This window comes from Flammeovirga pacifica (assembly GCF_000807855.2).
GTDB lineage: Bacteria > Bacteroidota > Bacteroidia > Cytophagales > Flammeovirgaceae > Flammeovirga > Flammeovirga pacifica.
Genome location: NZ_JRYR02000001.1, coordinates 4695385 through 4708244 on the forward strand (window position 1 = coordinate 4695385; position 12860 = coordinate 4708244).

The following is a 12860-nucleotide window of genomic DNA, read 5'->3' on the forward strand; positions in this document are numbered from 1 at the left end:
TTATTTTTGTTGTGTATCAACTAAACAATTGGCAAGGTGTTATTTTATGTATTCTATATTTTCGTTAGTTTAATAGTAGTATTATTTGTCTTTTCTCTGAAGTCTTCTTCTTCAATTTCTTTTACTAGTAAGGCAGAGAAACAAGGCAAATTAGGAGAGTATAAGGTAGCTAAGAAACTAAAAAAATTAAGTAAAACTGATTATATCATTCTTAATGATTTATTACTAAAAAATGGTAGTTCTACCACTCAAATTGATCATATCGTTATTTCTCGTTACGGATTGTTTGTTATAGAAACTAAAAACTATAAAGGATGGATTTTTGGAAGAGATTATCAAGAATATTGGACCCAGACTTTATATAAAAATAAACACAAACTATACAATCCTGTGAAGCAGAATCAGACACATATTTATAGTTTACAAAGAATATTGTCTGATTACAGTCATATTAATTATCAGTCTATTATTGTTTTCTCTGGGGAGGCTAAATTAAAAAAAGTATCCTCAAAAGTACCCGTTATCTATCTTAAAGACCTCATTAAAACCATCAAAAGAAATAGAGAAAAGGTGTGTTTGTCAGATTTTGAAATGACACAAATTGCTGATAAGTTAAAAGCAACTCATACTAATTCCAAAGCAGATCATAGAGCACATGTCAGAAGAATAAAGGAGAAGAAGAGGGTGTATTAAACTAGGGATTGATGGTGTGTCTTCCAGAATTTAAAAAGCCAATGGAAGGCAATTTTTTATTTTCATTAAAACTTTGATATCCTTTTTTTAGATCTTCCCATAACTCAAGTTGATCTTTGGTGTAATTTTCATTCTTAAGCAATTGAAAATTAGATTCGGATAAATGAGTAGGGAAAATACTGACAGGAATAACGGTTTGACCGTTGGATTTAGCTTCTACACAAAATAGATATAATTCTTTTATCTGTTCATCAGTAATGGGTAAACAACCGATGGTGACACAAGATCCATGTATAAAAATATCTCCACCAAGATGGTCTTTTACACCTAAAATTTTATCAGAACGGTTGGGGTAATTAATACCCAAAGAAAGGTGATAACTGCTGTAAGGGTTAAATCTATCAATATGGTAAAATCCTTCGGGCACCTGTAAGTCTCCTTGTTCACGTTTTGGTCCTATACTACCTGATGAGGCACAGATCTCGTATGTTTTGAGTAAAGAAAATTGTTGATCAGATTGACTTTTTGCCCATAGTTCTAATTCACTTTCCTGCTTAAAAGCTCTAAGATAAATTCTTAATTCATTTTGGTTGATCTGTTTTTCTGATAGAAGTTGTTTAATACTTTCTTCTTTCTCTTTGTAAGCTTGTCGTACTCTAGAATATTTAAGTTGTTCTTGCTTAAAGTCTTCATTTTGAAATGAAAAAAGAAGAAACAGAAAAAGGATAGAGAAAGTTCTTAAAAGCATGAGATCAGTAAAATAATAATGAATGATAAGAAAATTTTTGCGTTGAAATGAATCTTTATATTCTGATCTAAGAAACAGGATTTTGATAATCATTTCTATCAACTAAAAATGATTATCAAAATTATATTCAAAAGAGTTTATGAATAAAGATTACAGTACTTGCTCCATCATTACATGAGCAATTCCGTCTTCCATAAATTCAACACCTTTAATTACGAATCCTTCTTCTTCGTAAAATCCTGTAACTGTAGTTTGAGCGTGTAAGTAAACACGAGTTCCTTTAGGAGCAACTTCTTCAATTTCTCCTAAAGATGCTTGAATTAGAGCATTACCAATTCCTTGACCTCTAAAACTTTTAGCTACAGCAAATCTTCCCATTTTGTAACCTTCGTCTGTTTTAAAGAAACGACAAACGCCGGCGGGATGTCCATTATCAAGCACAAGTAAATGATGTGCGATAGCATCTGTATCATCAAATTCTAGAGAAATATCTATTTTTTGTTCATCTACAAAAACGTCTTTTCGAATTTGCATCACTGCTGGCCAAAACTCAGAGGATGTTCCCTCTAGAAAAACTACTGATAATGAATCTGACATTTTAATATTTTATTTGATGGTCAATAAAAAAGCCGATCAATAATTTGATCGGCTACAAATATCGTAAAATTTAGGTGATTGCTTAGAATCAGCCGTTATTTAGTCGTCTAAACCGTATTCATCGATATAAGCAAGAATACCACCTTCAAGGTTTTCAAGGTTAGTGTAACCTTTCATTCCTTCTAAGGCCGCAATAGCGTTGGCAGAGCGCTTTCCACTTCTACAGTGAATAATGACTCTTTTATCCTTACTGATCTTGTCTGTTTCGTCAAGAACAGTAGCCAATGGAATAAGCTCACCTGCTAGGTTCGCTTCATCAAATTCATAGTCTTCACGTACATCAATTAGTTGGAAGTCTGCACCTGATTCTTGTAATTCTCTCAGTTCTTGTACTGTAATACTTTTCATAGTACTTAAATTAGTTTACATTTACGTAATTTTATCAAACCTTTGTGTTAGTAACAAATTTAATCGAAGAAAAAACTTACAAACTCATGAAAATTGAACTAAAAAGAGTCAGCGAAGGTGTTCGTTTTGAAGCAACATCTGAAGAAGGAAATACTTTACATATAGATGCTGGAAAAGGAAAAATGGACGGAATGGGCCAAGGATCAGCTTTTTCTCCGATGCAATTGGTGCTAACAGGAGTAGCTGGCTGTGCTGTCTTTGATTTAATTCATATTTTGAAAAAACAGCGTCAAGATGTAAAAGACGTAAAGATAAATGTAGAAGGAGATAGAAAAGATGCTACACCTTCACCTTTTGAAAAGGTAAATATTCATTTCGACCTTTACGGAGATATTGATGAGAAAAAAGCCAGTCGTGCAGTAGAGTTAGCTGTGGAGAAATATTGTTCAGTAGCAGAAATGGTGAAGTCCACGGCGACAATCACTCATTCTTATACAGTGATCAAATAATTGGATGATCTAAAATCATCAAAAAAATAATTAGAACTCGAAATAACTTTTTATATAAATGAGCCAAGAAGATAAGAAATTTGAAACGATTGCTGTAAGAGCTCAAACTCAGCGATCACATAATAGAGAGCATTCTGTTCCGATTTATGCAACATCTAGTTTTACTTTTGAGGATGCAGATCATGCAAATGCATTATTTTCTGATGAGGTAGAAGGAAATATTTATTCTAGGTATTCTAATCCTAATAATGATGAGTTTATCAATAAACTAGTTTTATTAGAAGGAGCAGAGGCAGGGATAGCAACTTCTTCTGGTATGGCAGCTATGTTTTTGAGTATTGCATCTTTTGTAGCTCAGGGAGATCATATAGTAGCTTCAAGATCATTATTTGGATCGACACATCAAATTTTAACGCAATTATTACCAAAGTGGGGAGTATCGCATACCTATGTAGATATTCATGATTTAGAAGGTTTTGAGAAGGCGATTCAGCCAACAACAAAAATGATCTTTATTGAGACTCCTTCTAATCCTGCTTTAGATCTTATAGACATTGAGGCACTAGCTAAAATTGCAGATAAACACAATATTATTTTAAATGTGGACAACTGCTTTGCTACTCCTTATCTTCAAAATCCATTAAAACATGGAGCACACATCGTAACACATTCTGCTACTAAGTTTATTGATGGACAGGGCAGAGTGTTAGCAGGTGCTATTCTAGGCTCAAAAGAGTTAATGGAAAAAGTGAAGTTCATGTCAAGACATACTGGACCAGCTTTATCTCCTTTCCATGGTTGGATACTTTCTAAGTCTTTAGAAACACTATCTATCAGAATGGAGAAACATTGTGAAAGTGCTATGAAAGTTGCTCAAGCACTAGAACAAATGGATGAAGTAGAATTGGTGAAATATCCTTTCTTACCTTCTCATCCGGGGCATGAATTGGCAAAGAAGCAAATGAAATTAGGAGGTGCGTTAGTATCTTTTGAAATTAAAGGTGGAGTTGAAGCAGGAAAGAAATTCTGGAATAGCTTACAGTTGATTTCAAAATCATCTAACTTAGGTGATACTAGAACAATTGCGACACATCCAGCATCTACAACACACTCAAAATTAACTGAGGAGGAAAGGTTAGCTGTGGGGATCACTCCAGGTTTAATCAGAATTTCAGTAGGATTGGAGCATGTAGATGATATAATTGCAGATATTAAGCAAGCAATGCAATAAACTTTATTGATTCTTGTAAACGAAAAGAGGTTACTTCCAAATTATTGGAGGTAACCTCTTTCTTTATATCATTAGATTTATAATGCACTAGGATTAAAACCTAATACAAGAACATCATCTGTTTGTGTTAACTCATCAGACATCCAATCGTTGAAAGATCTACGTACTGCAGTTCTTTGTTTCGATTTATCTTCTTTATGATTAGTATAAAGTAATTTCAAGAAATTTTCTTTACCATATTCATTCTTACTCTCACCTCCAATTTGTTTTTGATAGCCATCAGTAAATAAATAATAATTGGCATTATCCTCTAAGTTAAAGGTGTGCTTTTTAAATGTGATATCTTCAGGAGCTTCATCTTGGTCGCCACCAATAGTATATTGAGAACCTTTAATGATAAAGAATTTATCATTTACTACTCTTGCCATTTGTGTATTGGCTCCAGCAAATTCCATTACGTTTTTCGTCTTATCAATAATACAAACAGATACGTCTAATGAATCAGAGTTGTCTGTTGTATGTTGGTTAAGATGAGCCATCAAACGTTCATTCATGGTTTGAAGTATTTCTCCTGGGCAAACTAACCCTCTAATTTCAACTATCTCTCTAAATAATGAGATACCGATAATTGACATCATCGCACCTGGTACACCATTACTATTACAATCAACAGTAGAAATAAAGATGCGATTATTGTGTTGATGGAACCAGAAAAAGTCGCCAGATACAATATCTTTTGGTTTATGGAAGATAAATGAATCAGGTAATAACTGTCTAATTATAGTACGGTTAGGAAGGATGGAACCTTGAATCTGCTTTGCGTACTTAATAGATTGTGTAATTTTCTGAGAAGTAGATTGTAGCTCTTCTTTCTGTCTTTCAATCTTCTCATAAGAACTCGCATTATCAATGGCAATAGCTGATAATACTGCGATGTTTCTTAAGATATCAACATGTAGTTCACTGTAGGCATTTTTATCAAAAGATTGAACTGAAATTACACCCATCAATTTCTCTTTTGCAATAAGAGGAATATAAATGATAGACTTAGGCATATCACCTTCAATTTCTATTCCATCAGGAGCATCGATATAATCATAAATTTCTTTAGATATATCATTGATCACAATTTCTTTATTTTCCTTTAATGAGATCGAAGAAAGTCGAGTGGTGTCACTCATTAAGTGGACAAAATCAGGTAGTTTTTCCCCTTTTTCCATTGCCCCTTTAAACTCAATTTGTTGCTTTCGATGATTGTAAACACCTAAGCCAAAAGAGTCCACTTTCATCAAGTTGGAAAGGTTGTGATATAAGGTATCAATAATACTGTCTGTATTTAAGTTTGAAGATAACTCGATACCAATGTTTGATAGAAGCTGTACGTTTTTATATGAATTTTCAATTTGATCGCGACTAACTTCTATTTCTTGCTTTTGTTGTTGTAATTCTTGTGTACGATCATTTACAATTTCTTCAAGTCCTTCATAGGTAAGTGCGTTATCTAGGGCAATACCAATGTAGATAGCAATGTTTTTCATTAAGTTCAGTGCTTGTTCGCCAAATGCATTGGCTTTATAAGACTGAATGGTAATGAAGCCCAAGGTTCCTTCTTTACCGATAAGAGGAATATAAATTAACGACTGAGGTAAACCTGATAATTCACTTTTTGGTAAATCAACATTAGGTAAGTATAAATTATAATCCACCATAATGTCATTAATCACAATCTCTTTAAGCTGTTTAAAGCAGATAACAGAAAGTTTATTATTTTCTGTTAGACGAATGGTTTTTGGAGGAAGTTTTTCACCATTTTCTATATTAGTAGTGATTTCTAAAACTCCACGTTCTTTATTATAAATACCCATAGAATACAACGGAGCCTCAATTAATGAATTAAGACTTTCATAAGCTGTATTCGAAATACCTTCAATAGAAAGGTTGGATGTAATATCCTGACCAATTTCCCCTAAGTTCTTAAGTGCGTTATACGCTTTACTTAGTTGTTCCTCTTGTTCTTCAGAAACTTGAGATTGTACATTAGATTGGGCTTTTAATCGAATATTCTCAATGGCAATACCGATATAAGAACCAATACCTTGTACTAAGATATTATCGTTTTGAGTGTAGGCATCTTTTTTATCTGTCTGTACAGTAAATACGCCCACAATTTCATTTTTATACTGAATCGGGGAATAAATAAGGGACTGTATTGATGTTGATCCATCATCATTACTAAATTTATTATGAAATTTAGGAAGATAATCATTGATTTCATTATTAAAATCATTGATATGAATCGGTTTATTATGCTTAATACAATGAGTAGATAACCTATCTGTTTCATCAAGAGAACAAGAGTTAAAGTCTAGTTTAATCCCATTTTCATAAGTTGCAGGGAATTCTAGCATACCGTTTTCTTTATTCACCACACCAATATCTAATGTTTTCGCATCAATCAATTGGTTGATTTTTTCATACACAGTCACAGTCATTTTATCCAAACTATCTGTAGAGGCAATAAGTTGTCCTACTTCTTGAATAGCTTGAATTTCAAAACCTTTTAACTGTTTATGTTTTTCTTCTTGATCTTCCTTCTGTTCAGGGATTGAATTTTGTGCTGCCTTTTGTAGCAATATTGCCATTTGAGGAGCCAAAATTTGTAAAAACTTAATTTGTTCAGAAGGGGTATTAATATTTTGATATTGATCCAACATCAAGAATCCAACCATCGTATCTTGATTCCAAAGAGGAATAAAGTTTAAAAATTGAGGGTTGACAGTTTTGATGTAAGGAACATTTTTTACTTGTTCATTTACTTTTTCAAGGTTAACAACGATAGTAGATTTAGGCGTTTTAATCTGATTTAAAATAGCAAGAGGTAAATCAGTAGGTGATGCTACTTCGTTTGTTTCATTAAAAAAGATTTCTTCGTTACTTCTGTTTTTGGAAGCTTTCAGGATAAAGTCATTTTCTGACTTTAGGATAATAGAAACTTTCTCAGCTATAGATTTACTGTGAATAATATGTAGGATTTGATTACATAATCCTTCTATTGTAACTTCTCTGGAAAGATCTTGGTATATAGATAATGCTTGATCTAAGTATCCTGTTTTCATATTTGTTGCAGCTGATTTATTCCTAAAATTGGAAGGGTTAAAAAAATACCTCCAACGGTCGAATACACTTTGTTTGATTTAATAACGGTAGATATAGATTAATATTATTTTTATGCTAAAAATTAATCTTAAAATCCACTTTTTAAATTGGCAAAAAAAAAGCCACAATGTGAATTCACACATTGTAGCGTAATGTTTTTGATAAAAAACTCAATTATCATGTCGTTTTACACGAATAATTCCTTCAATATTGCCAATTTCGGTTATTACCTTCTCAAATTCATTTAAGTGTTTTACAGCAATTTCTATTGTACCTCTGAAGATACCGTCTTGTGTATCAATAGAAATAGAGCGGATATTTACTTTTAAACGAGAGGTAATAATTCTAGTAACATCATTCACAAGACCAATTCTATCGGTACCTTCTATAGATATTTTAGAAATGTATTGTGCTTCTTTTTCAGATGCCCATCTAGCTTTGATTATACGATAGCCATAATTAGCCATCATAGCAATAGAGTTAGGACAATTTGTACGATGAATTTTTATACCATTATTGATGGTAATAAAACCAAAAATATCATCTCCTTGTATAGGGTTACAACAATTAGCGATTGAGTAATGAACATTATCCATGTCCTCACCAATGACTAATTCGTCATCGTCCTGTCTAATATTTTTAATTTTGTTCTTGAATTCTTTCGCAGAATCAGGAACAATTTTCTTTTTCTTTACTTGATTATTATGGTCGAGGTGATCTCTGAACTTCTTAATTTCTTTGTGTTCAATAATTCCCTCTCCAACTTGGTAATAAAGGTCTGTTTCACTCGATAGATTAAAGAAATCTCGTAATTGCTGTGCAATACGGTCATCGTATTTGATTTTAAGTTGCTTGAACTTACGATCAATAATCTCACGACCAATTGAAGCGACTCTTTTTCTATCTTCTTTTAAGTGAGATTTAATTTTGGCACGAGCCCTAGAAGTTCTTACAATTTTTAACCATCCTTCATTAGCTTTAGATTGGTTGGCTGTCAAAATCTCAATTTGATCACCATTGTTTAGTTGATAGCTTAATGGTACTAATTTGCCATTAATTTTTGCTCCTAAACATTTGGCACCAACTTCGGTATGAATATCAAATGCAAAATCTAAAACGGTTGAACCTTGAGGGAATACTTTTAAATCACCATTAGGAGTAAATACAAAAACTTCTTTATTAAATAAACTAGTTCTAAAGTCATCTAGGAATTCAACAGCATTTACTTTGTCATTTTCCATTAAGGAACGCACCTCGTTTAGCCAGTGTTCAATTCCTTTTTCTTTATTTACATCTCCACCTTGTTCTTTGTATTTCCAATGGGCAGCGTATCCTTTCTCTGCAATTTCGTCCATGCGTAATGAACGTACTTGTACTTCTACCCAGTGACCATTATGCCCCATAACAGTCGTATGTAAAGATTCGTATCCATTGGCTTTCGGCATACTAATCCAATCTCTTAAACGACTTACATTAGGGGTGTAAAAATCGGTAACTATTGAGTAGACATGCCAACAAGTAGATTTTTCTACCTCTCTAGGGCAATCAAAAATGATACGTACCGCAAACAAATCAAAAACTTCTTCAAAAGGCACTTGTTGCTTTTTCATTTTATTAGCAATCGAAGTGATAGATTTAGTTCTTGATTTAATGGTGTATTTATAACCTTGTTTATCTAAAGTCTCAATTAAAGGGGTCTTAAATTCGTTCGTGAAATGTTCACGAGCTTCCTCAGAGTCTTTAAGCTTTTTAGATATCTCATCATATAAAACATGATCAGAATATTTTAAACTCAAATCTTCTAATTCAGACTTGATATTATAAAGGCCTAAACGGTGTGCTAAAGGAGCGTATATATATTCTGTTTCTGCTTTAACTTTAAGTTGCTTGTCTTTAGGCATCGACTTTAATGTTCGCATATTATGCAAACGGTCGGCAATTTTGATTAAAACCACTCTGACATCTTCAGCAATGGTAAGCAACATTTTCCTAAAGTTTTCAGCTTGTAGAGAACCACCTTTTTGAGCGGCTCCAGAAATTTTAGTAAGCCCATTAACAATTAGGGCTACTTTAGGTCCAAATCGTTCCTCAATATCTTCAAGGGTGTAGTCGGTATCTTCTACTACATCATGTAATAAAGCGGCAATAATTGAAGTAGTCCCTAACCCAATTTCTTCTGTAGCAATAGTAGCTACAGCTACAGGATGATAAATAAAAGGTTCTCCAGATTTCCTTCTCATATCTTGATGAGCATCAGAAGCAAATAGGAAAGCAGCTTTTATTTGTTTAATATCATCAGGGTCATTTAAAAAAGGACGCGCTTTTCTTAGTAATCGCCCATACATTTTGAGCAGCTCAAACCTTTCTTTTTCTAAGTCAATCTTCATCTGTAAATCCTGTGACCAAATTTTGTAACCTTATGAATACTTTAGATTTATAAAAATAGGTAAAAAAAAGTAGTGTTGACAAAGTTTTGTAAGAATATCAATTAAAAAATTAGGTAACAGTTGTTTACATTTTTTTAGGTCAACATTAATGATTTTAATAATGAGTTCACTACCTTTGCATCGCTTTAAATTAAAATGTCTATTATAGGTATTTTGTTTATAGTGCAACTCTCATAGAAATTAAATTGTTTTTTATTGTGTATCAACGGTTTAAAAACAAATAAAAATGAGAGTGAATTAGAAATTCAAGTAAAAAGTTGATGACGTAAAAAGTTGTTGGTATTACTTGAACTTCGAAAAATCAATTTAGAAAAAAAGATTTTTCTCTTTTTCTGATATTAAAATAGAGTTTTGTCACACCAAAAATCATAAAACTTTGGAATTCAAATTAGATAAACAGGAGAACTCGTACGGTTTATTAACTGTAAACGTTACTGAATCGGATTACATGCCTGAGTATAAAAGCAAGTTGAAGCAATATGCTAAAACGGCAAATATGAAAGGTTTCCGTCCAGGTAAAGTACCTATGTCAATGGTAGAAAAAATGTACGGTAAGCAAGTAAAAATGGATACTTTCAACGAAACTGTTGGAAAAGCTGTTGACACTTACTTAAAAGACAATAATGTAAAACCATTGTTCCAACCAATCTTCAAAGGTGACTTCGTCACTCCTGAACAGTTGGGTGCTGAGCAAACTGTTGAATTCGAATTATTGTTACCTGATTTTGAACTTAAGACTGAAGGTATTACTGCTGATACTTTTAACTTAACTGTTACTGACGCTGATGTTGATAACACGATTGTTAAGTTGAAAGAATCTTACCCAACTAAGAAAGATGCTGAAGAAGTAGCTAAAGGTGATTTAGTAACTGCAACTTTCAAAGCTGAAGCAGGTGAGTACTCTAAAGAAGGAGCTGCATTTGATGTAGACGAGAAATTAGCTGAAGGTATTGCTGATCAATTCATCGGTAAGAAAGTAGGTGATGTTGTTACTTTAGATATCGACACAATGTACGAAGATAGCAAGCGTTTAGGTTTGTTCTTAGGTACTGAAGATGTTGAGAAATTCAATGGTAACTTCACTATCGAAATCACTAAAATCACTCGTAACCACGAGCCAGAATTAGATCAAGATTTCTTTAATATGGTTATCGGTCCTGATAAAGCTTCTAACGAAGAAGAATTCAGAGCTGAATTGAAAAAGACAATCGGTGAAGTTAACCAACAAGCTATCGATAACGTTACAAACGAAAACGTTCGTAATGCTTTAGTTGAGGCTAACCCAATTGCTTTACCTGCTGAATTATTGAAAACAGTATTTAAGCAAAACAATCCTAAGTCAACTGACGAGGAAGTAGAAAGTAACATTGCTAAGTTCGAAGAAGCTGTAAAGTGGAGAGCTATCTCTGATGCTATTGCTGAAACTGCTGAGGTTAAAGTTGAGAAAGAAGATGTTGAAGCTGCTGCTTTAGAACAAATCAAAGCTCAATTCGGTAACTTCATGGGTGATGAAGACGATAGAATGGGTGAGTTCGTTCAAAATTACTTAACTGCTGAAAACGGTAAGTACTTCGAGCAAACTTATGAGCAAGTGTACAACGAGAAGATCTTCGGTGCAGCTAAAGAAAAAGTTTCTCTTAACAAAGAGGAAGTAGATTTAGCTAAATTTGAAGAATTCTTAACTGCAAAGAATGAGCAAGTAGCTGCTGAGTAATTCAATAGTTACATCTATATACTAAAGAGGGGTTCTCGAATAAAGAGAATCCCTCTTTTTTTGTCACTTTTTTCAGAAAAGCAAAAGGGTAAGTAACTTCTCATTACTGTAAGTTACTTATATCAGGTGAACAAACTCTTCATATTTGTATCGTTATCAAATTAAAAAAAACAATTATGAAAAAGTTTAAAACATTATTCGCAGTGTTATTAGTGTCAATTTCATCTTTATCAATTGCTCAAGAGAAACAAAAAATTGGAGATAATCTATCTTATTTTTATGCAGAAAGAACAGCCGGTCAAGAGACTGTTGATGTTATTGATGTTTACTCTGTAGAAGAAGAAGCTCAATATTTAGCCAAACAACCAAGAACAAAAGCTTCTGAAGATCTAATCGCACAGATTCAAAGCACGAAAGAAAATGCCCGTAAAGTAAATCCTGAATATGCTGCATTAATGGAACGTCAAGCAGAAATAAGAGGAGTGGATGTGACACATTTATATGCAGCAACTTCAATAGATGATGTTCTAATTTTACAAAGCCTTAGAAAGAGTGGTAAAGTGTTAGATGAAACAATTAGAGGTTGTACAACTATAGCATTTGATAATGGTATTGTTGGTCAGAATAATGATATGGGGTTAGCGTACTTAGAAAAACGCACAGAGGTAGTAAGAACAGATAATCGCATTTATTACAGTACAAATGGAGGCCACTTCCAAGGAATGGGGAAGAATGTAGCAATTACAATCAACTTCTTGGCAACAGTAGATTTACATGATAATTTAGGTCAAGATAATTTATTATCTACTGATGTGATATTAGCTACTGCAACGCAAGCTAATTCTGTGGCAGATTTTGTTGAAAAAATGGAAGGTTATGAGCCTATAGTTCCACTGTCATTTACTGTTGCAGATAGATTTGGTCATCATGCTGTTGTGAGAATGACAAAAGATGGGATTAAAATTGTAAACAAAGAAGATAGAGGGTCTGCGTCTGCCAATCACAATGATGAGATCAAAGAGATGATGTTTAAGAAATATTCTAAACCAGAAGCTAACGCGATTTGTATGGATTCATTTGCTCGTGAAACTGCAGCACTTAATTATTTGACTTATACAACTACTTTAGATGTGGATGCTATGAAATACATGTTAGAACACCGTCCATTGAATATGTCAAAAGATGATGATCATAAAACATTTGTAACGGTAGAATCTATGGTTTTTGATATTAAAACGGGTACTGCATGGGTTACTGGAGATAATCCTCGTTTTGCTGGATGGACAAAAGTGAAGTTGGCTAGATAAAGCCAAATCAATTATAGTTAGATGTCAATGTTGTCATTCCTAAATTAGAA

Annotated in this window: 10 protein-coding genes; 5 read left to right on the forward strand and 5 right to left on the reverse strand. The window is 33.0% G+C overall.

Annotated elements, in window-relative coordinates; all coding sequences use genetic code 11:
* Positions 1-36: 36 nt before the first annotated feature.
* Positions 37-693 (forward strand): nuclease-related domain-containing protein, encoded by a 657-nt coding sequence (locus NH26_RS18655; protein ID WP_044223469.1) that lies wholly within the window; start codon positions 37-39, stop codon positions 691-693.
* A gap of 1 nt (position 694) precedes the next feature.
* Here NH26_RS18655 and NH26_RS18660 read toward each other — a convergent pair whose 3' ends face one another.
* From NH26_RS18660 to NH26_RS18670, 3 genes are all read right to left on the reverse strand, one after another.
* Positions 695-1441, reverse strand: a complete 747-nt coding sequence (locus NH26_RS18660; protein ID WP_044223619.1) for a L,D-transpeptidase family protein — start codon at positions 1439-1441, stop codon at positions 695-697.
* A 150-nt stretch (positions 1442-1591) separates the two neighbouring features.
* Complete coding sequence (locus NH26_RS18665; RefSeq protein ID WP_044223470.1) at positions 1592-2038, reverse strand: GNAT family N-acetyltransferase; 447 nt, start codon at positions 2036-2038, stop codon at positions 1592-1594.
* Between the two features lie 99 nt (positions 2039-2137).
* Positions 2138-2446, reverse strand: coding sequence for a rhodanese-like domain-containing protein (locus NH26_RS18670; RefSeq protein WP_044223472.1), 309 nt, complete (start codon positions 2444-2446; stop codon positions 2138-2140).
* 86 nt (positions 2447-2532) lie between these two features.
* Between NH26_RS18670 and NH26_RS18675 the strand changes: the two genes are divergently transcribed.
* The gene (locus tag NH26_RS18675; RefSeq protein ID WP_044223621.1) at positions 2533-2955 is read left to right on the forward strand and encodes an OsmC family protein; all 423 of its coding nucleotides are present in this window, start codon (positions 2533-2535) and stop codon (positions 2953-2955) included.
* A gap of 58 nt (positions 2956-3013) precedes the next feature.
* Positions 3014-4186, forward strand: coding sequence for a trans-sulfuration enzyme family protein (locus NH26_RS18680; protein WP_044223473.1), 1173 nt, complete (start codon positions 3014-3016; stop codon positions 4184-4186).
* Positions 4187-4263: 77 nt separating this feature from the next.
* Here the strand turns inward: NH26_RS18680 and NH26_RS18685 are convergent, their stop codons facing one another.
* Both NH26_RS18685 and NH26_RS18690 read right to left on the reverse strand, forming a co-directional pair.
* The gene (locus NH26_RS18685; protein WP_044223476.1) at positions 4264-7302 is read right to left on the reverse strand and encodes a GAF domain-containing SpoIIE family protein phosphatase; all 3039 of its coding nucleotides are present in this window, start codon (positions 7300-7302) and stop codon (positions 4264-4266) included.
* A gap of 210 nt (positions 7303-7512) precedes the next feature.
* A complete protein-coding gene (locus tag NH26_RS18690; protein ID WP_044223477.1) occupies positions 7513-9729 on the reverse strand; it encodes a RelA/SpoT family protein in 2217 nt (738 codons plus the stop codon).
* Positions 9730-10165: 436 nt separating this feature from the next.
* On the opposite strand from NH26_RS18690, the gene tig reads away from it, so the two are divergent.
* A complete protein-coding gene (gene tig, locus NH26_RS18695) occupies positions 10166-11503 on the forward strand; it encodes a trigger factor (RefSeq protein ID WP_044223479.1) in 1338 nt (445 codons plus the stop codon).
* A gap of 176 nt (positions 11504-11679) precedes the next feature.
* Positions 11680-12810, forward strand: a complete 1131-nt coding sequence (locus NH26_RS18700; RefSeq protein WP_044223481.1) for a C45 family peptidase — start codon at positions 11680-11682, stop codon at positions 12808-12810.
* Positions 12811-12860 lie beyond the last annotated feature (50 nt).